Below are 18321 nucleotides of genomic sequence, written 5' to 3'. Positions count from 1 at the left end.
TTCCTCTTCGACTTTACTATTCAAAGATAAGCTTTAATTGGAAAAATGTTACCAACTATTTTTGGCCACATTACTTAATCGGGAGTGTCAAAAGTTCTTTGACACTCCCGATTATATTATTTATTGATAGCACGATTAAACTCGTCCAATAAAGAACGGAAAGTCTCTTTCACGGAAACAATCTTCGTGGCCCGAAAAGCATTCGCCCCGGCAAAAGCGTAACCGTTATCCATATTTCCCTTGAAAGCGTTGTACAAAGCCGCAATGATACAATAAGGACTCTTGCTTATATCACACGTTTTGATACACTTGCACATACACGTTTTAGGCTGTTTCTGTCCTTCCTTCACCTTCTGGATGAACTTGCTGAATATCGCCCGTCCCGGCATTCCCACCGGACTTTTGATAATCTGTATATCCTCCTGTTTCGCCTCGATGTAAGTCTGTTTGAAAACATCAGACGCATCACACTCTTCCGTGGTCACGAAACGAGTACCCATCTGTACCCCAGACGCTCCCATATCCATAAAACGTTTAATATCTTCACCCGTGTAGATTCCTCCAGCCACGATCACCGGAATATTTTTCCCGTAATGCGTTTCAATATCCTTCACCTCGTCAATCACTTCCGGCAAAATATGTTCCAACGAAAAATGCTCGTCATTGATTTGTTCATCTTTGAACCCGAGGTGTCCCCCCGCTTTCGGTCCTTCCACGACAAACGCATCCGGCAGGTAATTATACAAATTATGCCACTTCTCGGCAATAACTCTTGCTGCACGCGCAGAAGAAACGATCGGAACCAACTTGGTCACGCTATCCTTTTGCAAGAAACTCGGCAAATTCAACGGCAATCCCGCTCCGGAGAAAATAATATCCGCTTTCTCAGCAATCGCGGTCTTCACCATATCCGCGAAATTAGACATGGCAACCATAACATTCACGCCAATCACACCCTTTGTTTTCTCACGAGCTTTACGAAGTTCTTCCTTCAAACCCATGATACTAGCCTGAATATAATCTTTGGATAAATTCCGATATAACAAACCTAATCCGGCACTGGAAATCACACCAACTCCTCCCTCATTTGCCACCGCAGACGCCAATCCGGAAAGTGATATACCAACACCCATACCACCTTGTACAATGGGAACTGAGATTGAGAGATTCCCAATGTTTAATTTTTTCATCATCATATATAAAAGTATTTAAGACAGTCAAAGATACTCTTTATTATTTAACATTCTCATTTTCACATTAAGAATAAACACGTTAGCAACATTATTTACATTATTCAACACGATTATTAACACTGGCATGTTTCTTGCATAAAACCTTAAAGTCATTTTATCGTAATAAAAGTATTCAAGACAGAAGAAAATCAATTGATATGAAACAATTTACACGTAATACTATAAAAACGCTATGCCTAGGAATTATTCTGGGAACAAGCGTTCTATCCATGGCACAAACGACAGAAAAAGAAAATGAAAAATTAATCCCATTCGGGGACTTCAATAGCTGGATGGTACGCATCATTGATGAATCATTTGTCATTGGTGGTAACACGAAAACCCTTTACGAGGTTGCCCCGGTAGACACGATTCGAGGAGACAAACCCTATATCAGTTCCACGGTTTCCCCGTGGAGAACTTCTAACGTCATGGCAAAAGTCAGTGGAGTCACGAAATGCAGTATCTCTGTTTTCCCGGAGAAAAGAGATGACGGCTATTGTGTACGTGTCGAAACGCTCATGGAGAAATGTAAAGTACTGGGTATCGTGAACATCACCGTACTTGTACCGGGTACAATTTACCTGGGACAGATGCACGAACCGATTAAGGACACGAAGAACCCGCAAAGTAAACTGAACGCCGGAATTCCTTTCACGGAAACCCCGAACGCAGTTGTATTTGACTACAAAATGGAAACCCCGGGAACAGATCACCGGATCAAAGCAACCGGTTTTAGCAAAATTGTTGACGTGGCAGGCCGGGATTCCGCCGAAGTATACGTGATCCTTCAAAAACGCTGGGAGGACGAGAATGGCAACGTGTATGCCAAACGGATCGGTACAGCCATAGAACGCCTTTCCGAAAACACTCCCGACTGGAAAAACAACCACAGATTGAATATTCTTTACGGGGACCCGGCAAATCAGCCCGGTAGTAAATCCTATATGCAATTAATCCCCAAAGAACAATCTCTATACTGTATCAACAGCAAAGGTAAATCCGTACCCGTGGAAGAAGTAGGTTGGGGAGATACGGACGACAAACCCACCCATTTGTTCCTGCGTGTATCCTCTAGTTACGGGGAGGCTTACATTGGAACCGTGGGAAATAAACTTTGGGTAGATAACGTACGGTTAGCTTATTAAAAGCGGTAACCATTTGGAAATTAGCTGGGGTGTCCTAAAAGTCATTTTCCCAACTCCCTCCCGGCTTCGCCGTACTCCCTCTATAAACAGAGGGAGAGCTGAAATGTGCCCTGTCTTCGGAAAGATTCACCAGCTCCTCCTCTGTTTATAGAGGAGGTGGCACGAAGTGACGGAGGAGTTTTTGAAATAAAATGACTTTTAGGAAAGCCCCTTGAAGGGGGTAGACCATCATAGTAAGATAACTTCAGTCGAGTTCAATCCTAAATTTTCACAAATTCATGTAAATTATCATTACTAAATTTCAATCATACACGAACCATATTGCGAGCCGCTCCCATTCCGCTCCTATTCCTCCCCTATTCCCCTCCTATCACAATAACAAAAAATAGACATTTATTAGTATATAGAATGATTTGGTTACATTTATAATAACAGTATGATCATATAATAATAGCCATATCTAATAACAACTCCCAATAAACATTTCTTTCACAGGAACAAAACACGATTTACACACGTTACATGAATCACCGTGTCGTATTCTTTTTACACTTAAACCCGCGAATCAACAGGAATATACCCAATAAGATAAACGGAATACTCAACACCTGTCCCACGTCCAAGGTCATTTGATCCTCGAAAGGTACCTGCCTTTCCTTGACAAATTCAATCAAAAAACGAGCCACGAAAACCCAGACAAGGGTATTCCCTAAAAGTACTCCCCGATAACACTTCAACCCGATTCGTCGGTAAAGCAACAAATTTATCCCGAAAATAAAGAAATAGGCCAAGGCTTCATAAATTTGAGCCGGATGACGGGGTACCGAATCAATCTGTTCGAAAACAAAGGCCCATGGCACGTTGGTTTCGATTCCGATAATCTCGGAATTGGCCAAGTTTCCCAAACGAATACACCCCGCCGCTAAAGGTAAAACGAGAGCAATCGTGTCAAGTGTCCGTAACACGTTCTCACCCGTAATCCGGGAATAAATCACCATGGCAATCATCCACCCGACAAGCCCTCCATGACTGGCCATCCCCTGATAACCGGAAAAAATAACACTTCCATCCGACTTAACCCGTACCGGGAGCAAAATTTCCAATGGATGTGCGAAATAATACGCATACTCGTAAATCAGGCAATGGCCCAAACGCGCCCCTAGAAACAAGCCGGCAATACTCAGCATCACGAGTATCTGGAGATGCTCCCACGGTATCCCGTTTTCCCAGTAAACACGTTTCAGTATCCATACGGACGCCACGGTCCCCGCAATCAACAGCAAACTGTAATACATGACAGGGATTCCTCCTACCCAAAACGCAACGGGATCTATGTTCCATTCTATATAATTCATCAAGGACAAAAATACATTTTATTTTCCATTCTTTGACATAGGATACTTGCTACCCCTCCCACATCCTTCTCTTACCTTTCCCTCTGCCAAGAACATATCAAAAGTTATTAATCCTCCCATTTCACTCAATAATGACATGAATATTTTCACGTCAATCGGTAAAATATCTCGAAGAATTGACTATCTTTGCCCAATTTTTAATCAAACCGCATAAAGATAAATTCTATGGCAATCTATTTGGACGATGTATCAAGAACTTTCGGAGAATATCTGCTTATTCCCGGTCTGACCACGAAACAGTGTATCCCAACCAACGTTTCATTGAAAACGCCCTTGGTGAAGTATAAAAAAGGCGAGAAATCAGCCATTGAACTGAACATCCCGTTTGTTTCTGCGATTATGCAGTCCGTTTCCGATTCAGGATTGGCAATTGCACTTGCCCGGAACGGGGGATTGTCATTTATCTTCGGTTCACAACCTATCGAATCACAGGCAGAAATGGTTCGCAAGGTAAAGAAATTCAAGGCCGGGTTCGTTACCAGTGATTCCAACATCACCCCGGAAGCCACGTTGGCAGACGTGCTTGCTTTGGTGAAACGTACGGGACATACCACGATGGGGGTTACCCATGACGGGACCCCGAATGGCAAATTGCTGGGTATTGTTACCAGCCGGGATTACCGGGGAGAAAAAGACCCGAAAGACAGAAAAGTGAAAGAATTCATGACTCCCTTTTCCAAATTAACCGTTGGAGAAATCGGGATGACCCTCAGCGAGGCAAACCAAATCATCTGGGATCATAAACTGAACACCTTACCGATCATCGATAAAGATCAAAACCTTGCTTACTTCGTGTTCCGCAAGGACTATGATAGCCACAAAGATAACCCGAATGAATTATTAAACACCACGGACAAGAAATTACTGGTAGGTGCCGGGATTAACTCCCGTGATTACAAAGAACGTGTTCCCGCGTTAGTAGAAGCCGGGGTGGACGTTTTATGTATCGATTCATCTGACGGTTTCTCCGAATGGCAAAAAGAAACATTACAATGGATTAAACAAGAATACAACGGCAAAGTACTCGTTGGTGCCGGAAACGTGGTAGATCAGGCCGGATTCCGTTATCTGGTGGAAGCCGGGGCTGACTTTATCAAAGTGGGTATCGGTGGAGGTTCCATCTGTATCACCCGCGAGCAGAAAGGTATCGGCCGCGGACAGGCTACAGCCGTGATTGACGTGGCCAAAGCCCGCGATAAATACTTCGAGGATACCGGTATCTACGTGCCGATTTGTAGTGATGGCGGTCTCGTACATGACTACCACATGGTGTTGGCTCTTGCCATGGGTGCCGATTTCTTGATGATGGGACGTTATTTCGCCCGATTCGATGAATCCCCCACCAAAAAACTAATGGTGAATAACTCCTACGTGAAAGAGTACTGGGGAGAAGGTTCTAACCGCGCCCACAACTGGCAACGTTATGACATGGGCGGCAGTGAATCCCTCAAATTCGAGGAAGGCGTGGATAGCTACGTTCCATACGCCGGAAAATTAAAAGACAACTTGGATGTAACCATCGGTAAAATCCGCTCCACGATGTGTAGCTGCGGAGCAACATCTATCTTTGAATTACAAAAGAATGCTAAAATCACCCTGGTTTCTTCAACCAGTATCGTGGAAGGCGGTGCCCACGACGTGATATTAAAAGATCATAACAGATAATATCAAAAAATCCCGGATTAAACTCCGGGATTTTTTATTCTATCTTTCTTCTTGCTGACAAGTGTTGCAATAGTAAATACTACCCCCCAAATAATTCTCTTTTAATATATAATCCCCGCAGTACACGCAATGACTCCCCACTGTATCCTTAGACAAGTAAGGAACGTATCCCCCTTTCTGATCAAACAAATCCTTCTCGGAACAACGTCCTCCCAGTCGGTATATCTCCCGCAAAACCTTCTTCACACACCCGAAAAGCTCTTCCCTTTTCGCCTGCGAAAGAACCGCAATCTTCGTCTTCGGATGTACCCGAGCCAGATACAGAATATCTTGCAACACGCCATTTCCCAAACCGGGAATCATCTGATCCGTGGCAAGAAACGCCTTGGCACTCTTTTTCTGTACCCCTTCGTCATTAATCAGGGACATGAAATACGCCTTGTCAAAAGCATCCGACAACACCTGCGGTTTATTTTTTGCCCCCCCGTAATATGACACCAAACCACCCTCGAAAGAATCCCCCACAAAACACCATACAGCACCGTACATCCTCACGGAAACGATTATGCAACTCTGATCTTCAAACCCGATCAGTAACTGGTGCTTGTTCGGTAACTTCGCCTCAGGTTCGTAATAACGGAGGTTTACCCCGTCGCTAAACACCACCTTGGCATCCCCCACGTTTATTTGCACCATTCCCCCGTAAGCACAAGCCCCGTCCACCATTTTACCAAGTAACATCCCCGGGTATTTTTCCGGGTCCCCGTTGAAAAAGGCAAATTTATGCGGGGTGTAGCAAGGTATAACATCCGTTACGACCTTTCCTTTGATAACCCCGTTCAACTGTTCCGACAAACAAAGCGCTTCAGGTGCCTCTATCATGATTTATAGACTTAAATTAGTATTTTATCTTCTCCAAATATAAAGAAGATATTCTCTACATCAATATAATTCTCAGATATTTCTAATATAATCATCCAAATTTGCTTGGATTATATACAAAATAAATAATAAAAAACCGGTATCATTCCAATGTAAAACTTAAACAATATCCCCTAAAATAGGGATTGTCAGAATATTTCTTGTAATATAATTTTGCATTAAATAAACAGAAAAACAAGATCATTATTTGATCGATTAATAAGTGCTTAAAAAAAGAGAAAGTACATTTTTTTAATTATCTGAGGATGAGCATAACAAATGAATATGTCTAAGAAAAAAAAGCTTGTTGGGGTAAGATCAAAAATCGATCCTTTTTTAATAGCAAAGATCTTAAAACATTCACTTCGTTCTCTTCCCTATTTGGTGTTATTTAATTATTAATTAAAAACAGGAAAAATGAGGAAAATCTCATGTTTTACAAAGAAATGTATCACAATAATCATGTTTAAAATGATGACAATTGTGATATTATTGTGCGTGTTGTCTGTCACAGTTCAAGCTGAAACAGACTCCAAAAAGGAATATACCATTACTGGACGTATATTTGAAAAATCGTCCCCCAAAACTCCTATTCCGTTAGCTTCTATATTTTTCCCGGAACTAGGAATCGGCACCGTCACCAAAATGGACGGAACATTTATCATGAATAAACTAGATGCCGGTACTTACAAAATAGAAGTGACTTCACTCGGATATGAACCAATAAAAATGACAATTGTTCTAGGAGACAAAGAAACAGTTGACCTAAAACTATTCATGGAAAAATCCAATTTCCGATTAAATGAAGTCGTTGTTACAGCACAAAATAACAGAGCAGGGACGTCAACTTCTTCCAAAATCTCACGCATTGCCATGGATCACATGCAAGCCACCTCTTTAGCAGATGTCCTAGCCCTCATACCAGGACAGCTCGTTGAAAACCAAACCCTGCAAAATGCTCTTTCTTTAAATCTTCGATTCTTAACCTTACCCTCCGGAGACCAGATGTCAGCAGCAATCTCCATGAACAGTTTCGGATCGGCAGTTTATAAAGATGGAGCGCCCATATCGAATAATGCAAATTTACAAGCCTTAAGTACTTCCTTCACCTCCGGTGAATCCTCCGTTGGAGGTAGTGCAGCTCCAGCTAATAGTATCGATTTAAGAAATGTTTCCGCTGATAATATTGAATCCATCGAAGTTATCCGGGGTATCCCCTCCGCAGAATACGGAGACTTAACATCCGGAGCCGTAATTATCAATACAAAGGCAGGAATTGAACCTTTGAGGATTAATTTCAGGACAAATCCCAACGTGTACTTATTTACAGCCAGTAAAGGGCTGAACCTAGGAAAAGAAAGAGGTTCTTTACATATTAGTGGAGATTATGCTTATAGTGTAAAAGATATCACTCAATCTTATATATACTACCAACGTGCTACAGCTCGTTTACTATACTCCAATTCATTCTGGAATAAAAAATTACGTTCCAATACTTCACTGGATTTTACTTACGGGGACAATCGTCGGGACAAAAACCCGGATGAAGAGGTACAGCAAATCAAAGAAAACGGAACAACAAAAGGAATCACATTCAACACAAACGGTATTTTAAACACAGATTTTGGGTGGTTAAAAAACATCCGTTACACGTTGTCGGCTTCTTATGTTGCCAAGAACAGCCACCATCAACAAATGCGTTCTAGCGCAAACGCATCTTTCTCAATGACAAAAACGGACGGAACAACTTTATCTAATAAACCGGGTGTAGACGTGTATGATGAGAACGGTAACAAAATCACCAACTTTTCTGATAATGATGCTTCTAATTACACGATTTACCTCCCGGACAGTTATTTAACCAGTTATTCCATAGAAGGACGGGAAATCAATGTATTTGCTAAATTATCCGCAAACCTGATTAAAATTTCAGGACCGATAAGTAACCGGATTATTACCGGAATTGATTTTCGAAGTGACGGAAATCGTGGTAAAGGATTAGTGTTCGATCCGAACACTCCCCCCTATCGAAACTTATCAGCACTGAACTCAACATTCCGAGCCCGTTCATACAAGGAAGTACCCTTTATCAACCAACTGGGGGTATTTGTACAAGAAAACTTCAATTGGTTAATCGGCGGAAAAAGGAACCTAGATGTTTCAGTAGGATTACGTTATGACAAAATATTTGATTTTAACGACATTCTTGCCCCTCGTATTAACGCTTCCTTGGAAATTATTCCTGACAAATTCTCAATTAAAGGAGGTTTTGGAATTGCAGCTAAAACACCTTCCCTTTTATATTTACACCCCGAAACAGCTTATTTTGAATTTGTTCATTACAACAGTATGGCAATGGAATCTATTCCAGAAGCACAACGCCTGTTGTTAACCACGACATACGCCGTTGACACAGAAAATCCGGACTTGAAATTAGCCAAAAACCAAAAGACTGAAATCGGATTCAGATTAAATCTGGGTAAATTACACATGGACGTTACCGCATTTGAAGAAAAAATGAAAAATGGGTATTCACTAACGGATGCGTTCAAACCTATGACATATAAAGTATACGAACAATCCGGTGATCTACCGGCAGACGGGGTCTCTTTCCCAACGTTGAAACTGACAAATGAATATCCGGTATTATTATGTTATAATACTCCTAAAAACAATATTACCATTAATTCCAAAGGAGTAGAATTGGAAATGCAAGTCAATCGTATCGACGCAATCCGGACAGCATTCTCTGTCAACGGGTCATATATTCGCACGGAAACATATAATAATGACTACACTTATTATTTCCCAACCCCTTCCGATCCTGCCAAACGGACTCATGTCGGAGTATATGAAAAAGGAATGGAGAAGTTCCTTAAAGAACGTTTGTTAACCACGTTCAGAGCAACTCACAACATTCCTTCTATCGGTCTTGTTGCCACATTGACTGCACAGGTAACATGGTTCGATAAAAACTGGTACAAAATAAAGAATGATTCAATCCCAGTAAAATACATTTCAAAATATGACGGTAAAATGTACGACTTCGACGTGGATAAAGTGGGAGAAGAAAATTATATGTCTGAAGAGGATTACACGAATATTAAACGTACTGTGAACACGACTCATTATATCAAAGAAAGTATGCCTCCGTTATTATGCATGAATATAAACGTGACGAAAGAATTAGGAGACTACATGCGTGTATCCTTCTTTGCAAACAATATGTTTCGCAGTCATCCGATTTATAAACAGAAAAGAGCCCAGAACAGCTATCTGAAACGGAATGAAGATTTATTCTTTGGTTTAGAACTTTCGTTATTATTAAACAGGTAAATTATGAAGAATATTTTAAGTATCAATATTATAGGTCTTTTTATCCTACTCTTAGGACACTCGTCCTGTACGGATCAATTCAACAAAGCCGGAGAAGCAAAAAAGATGACTCCTTTGACAATATCCGTACAACCCCGAATGACCGAAACAGATGACCAAACCCCTATTCCAAACGAATTAACTGTCAAACTCGAAAACTTTTCCGAAGGTATCAGTATTGAAAAAGAAATTTCTTACGAACCCGGAAAAACATTAGTTGTAGACAGCGTCATCCCTGGAATTTACTCTATCACGATCTCCGGAAAAGCACAAGATGATAACAATGACGAATACTTTTTTAAAGGTAATAAAGTAAATGAACCTCTTGTAGCCAGTTCCACGATAGAGATAGATATTAGTGGACTTGTAGCCGGAAAAATGAAAATCATCCAAATGTATTATTGTGGATCAAAGACGTTGAATAATACAAATTATTTTAGAGATCAATTCTACGAATTTTACAATAACACGGAATCGGAAACATTTTATATGGATGACATATATATTGCTTATTTGTATCCAACAACAGCCAGCAGTACCAACAGTACGGTTTGGCCTTCCGAGGATGGCGATCAGTATGTGTATGCTCAACAAATATGGAAATTTCCGGGCAATGGAACCGATTATCCGCTAAAAGCCGGAGAATCCTGCGTGGTTGCCCAATTTGCTGCCAACCATCGTTTGGCTACGTACAATCCAAATTCCCCCGTAGATTGCAGTAGTGCCGAATTTGAGTTCAATTGTAATAATGCCAATTTTCCAGACCAACCGGCTTATGATATGGAAATTGTATTTTATAACGGTAAGAAACTATACACGATGCCGCAAGTTCTATGGTCCGTCTTCGGACCAGCCATTGCTATTTTCAAAATACCGGAAGGAGAATCCTACGATCCGGTCAATGACTTAACCATGCAAACAACAGATTTAGGAAGTACAAATAGAACGTTACACGCTAAAGTACCGCGTAAATGGTTATTGGATGTTGTAGAAACAGGAGCAAATATCAACAGTATTACCGGCAAACGAGTTCCCGCCGTGCTTGATGCTGGATTAGCCTACGTGGGCGATACCTACGTGTCCCTAGGAATTCACAGAAAAGTGGAATCTACACGGGATAATGGAGATCCTATTTTCATGGATACCAACAATAGTACGGATGATTTTGATATGGGTGTAACCCCAGTTTTCAGAAAATATAACACGAAGATGCCCTCTTGGAATCATACATTGAAATAATTTAATGAAAAAAGATATATTATGAAGAACATATATAAAGAGTTAACAATTGTTCTAGGCTTTATATTCATACCATTCATGGTGAACGCACAAGAGCAAAACGAGGTTGACAACACTCCCGCAGCTCTGGAAAAATTCACCATGTTCAGGTTGTGGCATCACACCTCTAACGCAGCAGGTTCTATGCTTGAGAATCACAAAAAGTACGCAGACGCTAAATTCGGTTATCAGTTTTATGATGGGAATTTCTGCCGTCCTCAAGCGGGAGAATCCGGCAATAGTTTTACCTTTAACACGGAAGGAGGCGGTGCTGTTAACAATAAGTTCTACGCCTGGGGAAGTTTTGATTATTCCCGAGATAAATTGAAAGACGTCCTATACAATGCCTCTATTATAGACCCATTCCGAGATATGCCCTATATGGTAGGAGATACAAACGTAAGTGACTGGAATAATCAGCACTATGTTCTGAAATGGAAGGTGTCAACTCCACAATATTGGAATCTTATTTCTTTTGGATTAGGCGGTAAATACCAAACTTCTATTGGAGCCAAACAAGTAGATCCTCGTGTTGAAAGTAGGTTCTACACGTTTATGATACAACCGGGTGTTGTTTTTTCTTTTTCCGATAAACATCATTTAGGATTCAATTTTGAATATTACAACATACGAGAAGATAGCGAAATGGACAACGTGAATATCTATGTCGATCAACATTATTGGTACATGTACGGATTAGGAACTAGCGTGGAGAAATTGGGATCGGGAAGAACAACGAACTATAACGGAAATAGTATCGGAGGAGCTTTCCAGTATAATTACCAAGGTAGTATAAATTTAATGTTTTCAGGCAGTTATTCAAAAAGAGTCGAGGATGCAGAAATATCCTTTACAAACGTTCAAAGTAACGGGACAATAGAGGATCAACGTGTAAAAGCTAATTTGGAAATGTATTTTAACTATACGGAAAGATATACTTCATTGATCCAGATAAACTACCAACGAAAAGATGTTGACGGTATAGAATATATACAAACCTACAATAGTACGGAGGATGAAGCCGGATATGTTACATGGTATAAATCTGTTCGTTCTACTTACCAAACGGATGCCCTTAGTTTTTCTTATGATTTACTGAAGAACTGGAAAGAAGCCTATCTTTGGAAGATCGGATTGAAGGTAAACTATGAGAATAACAAGGAAAAATACATATTACCAGAATCCCGCCGGGAGTGGGAAAATCTGAAATTCGGATTACAGGGTAAATACAATACCCGCCTATCAGAAAAACTGACAAAACATCTATTAATCGGAATAGAATGTTGGTATAATAATAATCTTAGCGGAATATATGATTATAACGGACAAAATCCGGACAGTCCTATGGTAACCCGTTTCATGAATCAAGACTTTAGTTACCTTACCTCCGACTATATAGATGGAGCCATGACACTGGTATATTCTCAAAAAGTAAAAGAGAATAAAAGGGCCAATCTTTTCGGGAAAGCAGAATTTAGATATTTAAACACATCGAATAATGATTTCAAAGATAAAAAGATCATGCAATTCAGTATCGGATGTAATTTTTAAAAGACAAGATATTTCTATACCGGAAACATAAAAACCGATTTCATTTTTTCTAAGACATACCTTCCGATGTTCATTTCTGTAATACGGAACATCGGAAGGATTTTTCACAAAAACAGACAAATAGACAAAAACAATTAGGATGAACTCAAATGAAAAGAATTATTTATTGTAAACTAATCAATGTAATTATTGCTTTAACAGCAGTAACTTTATCCCAAGCACAAACAATTATTGCCCCTACATCCTCTAAGGGAAGTACAAGTTTCGCCATTATCACAGATCAAAAGACTTGGCAAAAGTGCCAACCTGAAATTTTACACTACCGAGATGTATTGGAACAAGAACAATTAAGAACTTATATTTTTGCTGATGATTGGAAAAAACCGGAACAAATTCGTGAGATCCTGTTCAAATTATACCAAGAGCAACAATTAGAAGGAGCTGTCTTTATCGGAGAAATTCCAATCCCGATGATTCGTAAAGCACAACACATGACTTCTGCTTTCAAAATGGTCGAATCCAGATACCCTATGCGGGAGTCCTCCGTTCCTTCCGATCGTTTCTATGATGATTTCGATTTGAAATTCGATTTTCTACAACAGGACAGTTTAAATTCCCAAATGTTCTATTATGACCTATCCGCACTTTCTCCACAAAGAATACGTTGCGATATTTACACAGGACGTATAAAACCAATTATCACCTCAGAACTTGACCCTTACCAGCAAATCCGTGATTATCTGACAAAAGCGGTTGCTGCTCATCAGGAGGCAAATCTATTGGACCGATTTGTATCTTACACCGGACATGGTTCATACTCGAACTCTTTGACAGCTTGGCGTGCAGAACAACAAACTTTACGAGAACAAATTCCCGGTGTATTCAACAAAATGAACAACGCTCGTTTCATGCGTTATAGTATGTGGGATTATCCAAAAGATGAACTGATTAGTACGCTCAAACAAAAAGATCTGGACATGATGATCTTTCACGAACATGGCACTCCAGACAGACAATATCTATCTGCAACACCCTCCACACATGATTATGAGCAACATATGGAAATATTAAAACGGGAAGTCCGGATAAAATTACGTCAAGATGTCCGAAATGATAAAAATTACCAAGACCAATTGGAAAAGTGGTCAGAACAATTTCAAGTGGATACGAGTTGGTGGAAAGGTGTTAATGCCCCGGAGCAAATTGTTAAGGATTCCTTGACCGATGTACACATGGGTATCATCTTAGAAGATATTTTTCCCATCGCTCCCAACGCTCGTTTTGTCATTTTCGACGCTTGTTATAATGGAGACTTCAGAGAAAACGACTACATAGCCGGACGTTATATTTTCTCTCCCGGAAAATGTGTCGTTGCTTTCGGTAATTCTGTAAATGTTCTTCAAGACAAATCTGCCAATGACCTTTTTGGTTTATTGGGATTAGGAGCTCGCTTGGGTTTCTGGGCTCGTTACACCAATATTTTAGAATCTCATATTCTTGGAGATCCTACTTTTTATTTTAAATCTCCTGTTGATTCCATACGTTGTAATGAATGGTTAGGAGTCCCCCAAACTCCGGATTTTTGGTATTCCTTATTGAAAAACACTTCGTATGCCGACATACAAAATATTTCTTTAATAAAACTATACCATGCTGAATATCCGGGTATCTCAGACACGTTACGGTATTACTTTGAAAATTCACCCTATGCAGTGGTTCGCTATAATTGTATGACCCTATTGGAAGAAATCAATGATGAAAATTTCCGGGAAGTTTTAAAACAAGCTACAACAGATTGTTACGAATTTATCCGACGCATAGCTATCCATCGAATGGGTCGTGTCGGTTCCTTGGAATTTTTACCTTATATTATTAAAAGTTATATTAATGATTACTTTTCCGAACGAGTCGTGTTCAATACCCAGATGAGTCTAAGCCTTTACCGTTGGGAAGACGTAAAAGCTGAAGCAGAAAAAATTTTAGCTCGTTCTTCTATTCTTAATAAACAGAGAATACTGGAAAAACTTGAAACTCTTCTCAAAAACGAACGCCAATATAAAGCTACTCAGGATATGTTGAAACCAGACATTTCAGAAAACAGAAAAATGTCAGAGATTCGTTATTTGAAAAATGCAAACTATCATCCTGGTATTCCTGTTTATTTATCCATTGTCAGAGATGTAAACGCATCACCAACAATCCGTCAAGGATTACTTGAATCATTAGCATGGTTCTCCCTATCTGAACAAAAAGGTGCTATCGTTGAGGTATGTAAAGAACTTATGCAAGATATGAAACAAGACACGAGAATCAGACAAGAAGCTGAAAGAACTTATTATCGATTAACAGAACAAATAAAAAATAGATAGATATGAGACGAATCATTTTGATTTTAAGTCTTGTGATTTTAATCTTTCCTGTATCAGGAAAAGTAAAAATCCAAAAACCTCAACAACAACATCCAACAGCATTCGCCATTATCGTAGACGAAATTACCTTGGAAAAAACCAAAGCATCCATTGAAAATTACCGGGATGCATTAGAAGCTGAAGGATTGTCTGTTTATATCGTAAGCGGAACATGGAAAAATCCGAATCAAGTAAAAGCCGAGATCATAAAAATTTATAAACGCCAACCGTCATTAGAAGGTGTCGTGTTTATCGGAGACATTCCCGTGGCTCTCATTCGTAATGCCCAACATTTGACAACCGCTTTTAAAATGAATGAAGAAACATTCCCTTTCCCGGAATCTTCCGTGCCTTCTGACCGTTTTTATGACGATCTGCACTTAACTTTTGATTTTATCCGGCAAGATTCCGTAAACCCATTACATTTTTATTACAAATTACGTGAAGACAGTCCTCAAAACTTAAATCCCACGTTCTATTCCGGACGAATAAAATACCCAACAGAAAAAGGTGGGGATAAATACGAAGCAATTAGCGAGTACTTAGAAAAAGTTGTTAGAGAGAAAAAGAAATCCAATAAACTAGATTGTTTCGTATCTTTTACCGGAAGCGGATATAACTCTGACTGTCTGATCGCATGGATGGATGAACGCTTGGCTTTAACAGAAAGCTTTCCACTTGCTTGGAAAAATTCTCAAGATGCCAGATTTTTAAATTATCGTATGGAAGACTACATGAAATATCGTCTCTTCGATGAACTTCAAAGAGATGAGGTGGACATTATGTTATTTCATGAACATGGCTCTCCCGAACGCCAGTATATCTGTGACATTCCCGCCCCTAACGGTTTACAAGGATATATGGACTATATCAAATCATCTTTATATTCTACCGTAAAACAAGAAATCGAAAAGAAAAAAGGTTCTCCGGAAGAAATCAAAGCATATTTCATAAAAAAATATGCTTTAAGACCGGATTTTTTCAATGACTTTTCTATGGAAGAAATATCTCGTAATGATTCGTTGGAAAGAGAAAAGACATGGATTACTCTTCATGATTTAAAAGAGATGAAAACATATCCCCGATTTGTCGTATTTGACGCCTGCTATAATGGTTCCTTTCATCAAGAAGGATATGTTGCGGGATATTACATTTTCAACAATGGCAATACAATCGTAACTCAAGGAAATACACGCAATGTATTACAAGACCGCTGGACAATAGAAATGATCGGATTACTTTCTCAGGGGATACGAATCGGGCAATGGAATCGATTAGTGGCAACTCTTGAAGGACACATCATCGGAGATCCTACTTTTCATTTTTCTCCAATCAGTTCCAACACGTTAGGAATAGATATTGTCACCAACAAGAATAATATTCAAACTTGGGAAAACTATCTGGCTTCTCCCAATGCCGACGTACAAGCTTTAGCTTTGCGCATGTTGGTAGAAAATGACGTTAACAAAAATATGTCTTCACGCTTATTGACTATTTTCAAAACATCTCCTTATAATAGCTTACGCATGGAAGCCTTAAAATTATTGAGTCGCTACGCTAATCATGATTTTACCGAGGCTATACGTTTGGGGCTTTATGATGCCTATGAACTCATCCGTAGAAATTCTGCCACTTATGTTGGAAAATGTGGAGATCCCCAACTGACAGAAGCTGCCATAGATGTATTTTTAAATTATCCGGAAGCTCAACGGGTAAATTATGCTTTGCAAGGAGCTATTCCTCTGTTGCCTCTTGATGAAGTTCAAAAAGAAATCACTCGTTACCAAACAAAAGAATCTGATACATCTCTATCCAGACAAGCAACCATTAAAAGTTTACAACAGCAAATAGAAAAGAATCGCACAAACAATATCCGGACCCTGGCTATGTTACAAGACATCTCCTCCCCTCAGGAAAAACAGATTTCTACGATACGTTACGTAAGAAACTATCCTCGCCATGCCAATATTGAAACTTACTTATCTATTATAAACAATGAAAAACAAGCTCTTAATGTCAGAATAAACATGGCTGAGGCTTTAGGCTGGTTTAACTACTCTTATCGTAAAGATGAAATTCGTCATGCTTTAGAAAACATGATAGCCATGAAGAAGATGCCAGAGAAATTACAACTAGAAATACAACAAACAATAAATCGATTAAAGTGATATGAGAATATTAATTATCCTATTTTTTCTGCTCCCCTTGTTTTCATGGGCAGAACCGGAAACGATCCGTCCTAATGTAAAAACGCCAACCTCTTTTGCTATTGTCGTTGACAGGCAAAGTTATGAGCATGCGAAATCTTCTATTGAAGCATACCGTGATGCTATCGAACAAGATGGTCTGGCAACCTATATTTTGATAGATGAATGGCAAAGCCCTGAAGTTATTCGGGACCTACTAAAAGAGTTACATACCAATCATCAAATGCCTTTGGAAGGTGCTGTTTTTATCGGGGATATACCGATTCCCATGATCAGGGATGCCCAATTCTTGACATCAGCATTCAAAATGGATCAAAAACGCCCTTGGCATCAATCCAGTATCCCGTCCGATCGTTATTATGATGATTTCGACTTGCAATTTGATTTTTTGAAACAAGATTCTTTAAGACCTCTATATTTTTATTACAGTTTGAACCCTCATTCTACCATGTATATCGAATCGGATATTTATTCGGGTCGAATCAAACCGATGGCACGTGAAGGAAAAGACAAATACACGGTATTAAATAATTACCTGAAAAAAGTCGTTCGATTAAAAAAACAGGAGAATCCGTTGGATGACCTCACCGTCGCCCGGGGACATGGTTATAATTCGGAATCCAGAGATGCTTGGGCAGGAGAACAAGTAGCTTTAAAGGAACAAATTCCAGGATTATTCCAAAGTGGTAAATATGTTCGTTTTTATGACTACGATTTTAATTGGCCTGCTAAAAATTCTTACTTATCCGCAACCCAACGCAAAACGGCTGACGTAATTTTATTTCATCATCATGGTTCCGATGATGCACAATATTTAAACGGATACCCGGAAGGTAGCGGGGTAAATCTTTCTATTGATAATATTAAACGTTATCTGCGTAGCAAAGTACTCACAGCATATGAAAGAAAAAAAGACGTGGAAAAAATCAAGCAGGACTTTGTCACGTCCCTAGGAGTTCCGATGATTTGGATGGATGATGCACTTGATCCCCAAGTTATAAAGCAAGATTCATTATTTAATGCAAGTCTAGACATTTATCTAAATGATATTCATCGTATCTGCCCCAATGCCCGTTTTGTTATGTTTGATGCTTGTTTTAATGGTTCTTTCCACCTAGACG

General features: G+C 39.5%; 10 protein-coding genes and 1 pseudogene. 8 read left to right on the top strand and 3 right to left on the bottom strand.

What is annotated here, in order from left to right; translation table 11 throughout:
- Positions 1-116: 116 nt before the first annotated feature.
- Positions 117-1190 (bottom strand): NAD(P)H-dependent flavin oxidoreductase, encoded by a 1074-nt coding sequence (locus AB5542_RS17170; protein ID WP_279040913.1) that lies wholly within the window; start codon positions 1188-1190, stop codon positions 117-119.
- A gap of 200 nt (positions 1191-1390) precedes the next feature.
- Between AB5542_RS17170 and AB5542_RS17165 the strand changes: the two genes are divergently transcribed.
- Positions 1391-2380 (top strand): PCMD domain-containing protein, encoded by a 990-nt coding sequence (locus AB5542_RS17165; protein ID WP_279040909.1) that lies wholly within the window; start codon positions 1391-1393, stop codon positions 2378-2380.
- A gap of 527 nt (positions 2381-2907) precedes the next feature.
- Here AB5542_RS17165 and lgt read toward each other — a convergent pair.
- Positions 2908-3735: a prolipoprotein diacylglyceryl transferase gene (gene lgt, locus AB5542_RS17160; protein ID WP_279040911.1), complete on the bottom strand. Its 828-nt coding sequence runs from the start codon at positions 3733-3735 to the stop codon at positions 2908-2910.
- Between the two features lie 225 nt (positions 3736-3960).
- Here lgt and AB5542_RS17155 point away from each other — a divergent pair, with 225 nt between their 5' ends.
- Positions 3961-5460 carry an IMP dehydrogenase gene (locus AB5542_RS17155; protein WP_027201042.1) on the top strand — a complete coding sequence of 500 codons (1500 nt, stop codon included), beginning with the start codon at positions 3961-3963 and terminating at the stop codon, positions 5458-5460.
- 39 nt (positions 5461-5499) lie between these two features.
- On the opposite strand, the gene AB5542_RS17150 is transcribed toward AB5542_RS17155, so the two are convergent.
- Positions 5500-6342 carry an endonuclease VIII gene (locus tag AB5542_RS17150; RefSeq protein ID WP_118302067.1) on the bottom strand — a complete coding sequence of 281 codons (843 nt, stop codon included), beginning with the start codon at positions 6340-6342 and terminating at the stop codon, positions 5500-5502.
- A 510-nt stretch (positions 6343-6852) separates the two neighbouring features.
- Between AB5542_RS17150 and AB5542_RS17145 the strand changes: the two genes are divergently transcribed.
- The 6 genes and pseudogenes from AB5542_RS17145 to AB5542_RS17120 all read left to right on the top strand — a co-directional run.
- Positions 6853-9717, top strand: coding sequence for a TonB-dependent receptor (locus AB5542_RS17145; protein ID WP_279040906.1), 2865 nt, complete (start codon positions 6853-6855; stop codon positions 9715-9717).
- 105 nt (positions 9718-9822) lie between these two features.
- The gene (locus AB5542_RS17140) at positions 9823-10995 is read left to right on the top strand and encodes a DUF4876 domain-containing protein (RefSeq protein ID WP_410518824.1); all 1173 of its coding nucleotides are present in this window, start codon (positions 9823-9825) and stop codon (positions 10993-10995) included.
- Positions 10996-11016: 21 nt separating this feature from the next.
- Positions 11017-12585: a DUF6850 family outer membrane beta-barrel protein gene (locus AB5542_RS17135; RefSeq protein WP_279040901.1), complete on the top strand. Its 1569-nt coding sequence runs from the start codon at positions 11017-11019 to the stop codon at positions 12583-12585.
- Between the two features lie 149 nt (positions 12586-12734).
- A complete protein-coding gene (locus tag AB5542_RS17130; RefSeq protein ID WP_279040898.1) occupies positions 12735-14954 on the top strand; it encodes a hypothetical protein in 2220 nt (739 codons plus the stop codon).
- A gap of 2 nt (positions 14955-14956) precedes the next feature.
- Entirely contained in the window at positions 14957-17161 is a 2205-nt protein-coding gene (locus tag AB5542_RS17125) for a HEAT repeat domain-containing protein (protein WP_279040895.1), read from the top strand.
- Position 17162: 1 nt separating this feature from the next.
- Positions 17163-18321: pseudogene (locus AB5542_RS17120) on the top strand (HEAT repeat domain-containing protein); the annotation flags it as partial.

The organism is Butyricimonas sp. RTP31003st1_G1_RTP31003_210430 (assembly GCF_040920905.1).
GTDB lineage: Bacteria > Bacteroidota > Bacteroidia > Bacteroidales > Marinifilaceae > Butyricimonas > Butyricimonas paravirosa.
Note: the sequence above shows the minus strand (reverse complement) of the source record. Positions and strands in the feature narration are given on the sequence as shown.

Coding starts and splice junctions, on each gene's coding strand:
- AB5542_RS17165 (WP_279040909.1), top strand. CDS start 1,391: ATGAAACAATTTACACGTAATACTATAAAAACGCTATGCCTAGGAATT.
- AB5542_RS17130 (WP_279040898.1), top strand. CDS start 12,735: ATGAAAAGAATTATTTATTGTAAACTAATCAATGTAATTATTGCTTTA.
- AB5542_RS17170 (WP_279040913.1), bottom strand. CDS start 1,190: ATGAAAAAATTAAACATTGGGAATCTCTCAATCTCAGTTCCCATTGTA.
- AB5542_RS17140 (WP_410518824.1), top strand. CDS start 9,823: ATGACTCCTTTGACAATATCCGTACAACCCCGAATGACCGAAACAGAT.
- AB5542_RS17155 (WP_027201042.1), top strand. CDS start 3,961: ATGGCAATCTATTTGGACGATGTATCAAGAACTTTCGGAGAATATCTG.
- AB5542_RS17145 (WP_279040906.1), top strand. CDS start 6,853: ATGATGACAATTGTGATATTATTGTGCGTGTTGTCTGTCACAGTTCAA.
- AB5542_RS17150 (WP_118302067.1), bottom strand. CDS start 6,342: ATGATAGAGGCACCTGAAGCGCTTTGTTTGTCGGAACAGTTGAACGGG.
- AB5542_RS17135 (WP_279040901.1), top strand. CDS start 11,017: ATGAAGAACATATATAAAGAGTTAACAATTGTTCTAGGCTTTATATTC.
- lgt (WP_279040911.1), bottom strand. CDS start 3,735: ATGAATTATATAGAATGGAACATAGATCCCGTTGCGTTTTGGGTAGGA.
- AB5542_RS17125 (WP_279040895.1), top strand. CDS start 14,957: ATGAGACGAATCATTTTGATTTTAAGTCTTGTGATTTTAATCTTTCCT.